Source organism: Pantoea sp. SIMBA_079 (assembly GCF_046940275.1).
Lineage (GTDB): Bacteria > Pseudomonadota > Gammaproteobacteria > Enterobacterales > Enterobacteriaceae > Pantoea > Pantoea borealis.
Genome location: NZ_JAWRYR010000231.1, coordinates 1 through 277 on the forward strand (window position 1 = coordinate 1; position 277 = coordinate 277).

At 69.3% G+C, this 277-nt stretch carries 1 pseudogene; it reads right to left on the reverse strand.

Features of this window, described 5'->3' with window-relative positions:
- Nucleotides 1–241 (reverse strand): annotated as a pseudogene (locus SB719_RS19830) (glutamine synthetase); the annotation flags it as partial.
- Between the last annotated feature and the right edge of the window lie 36 nt (nucleotides 242–277).

The window sequence follows — 277 nt, forward strand, 5'->3', positions numbered from 1 at the left end:
GTTGCAGGGCGTCGAGGGCGGTCAGCCAGTCGGTGGGCAAGTGTTCGGTGGCCTGGGCATAGCCGTTGCCTTCAACGGGGGCGCCTGGGTCAAGCTGTTCGCGGATGCCCCGGTGGCTGGCAGCAAGGATCGCCGCTGCAGCCAGGTAAGGGTTGGCATCAGCGCCGCAGATGCGGTGCTCCACATGCCGGCTGTTGGCCGGGCCACCCGGCACGCGTAGGCTCACGGTGCGGTTGTCCACGCCCCAGGTTGGCGCCAGGGGCGCATAGCTGTTGGC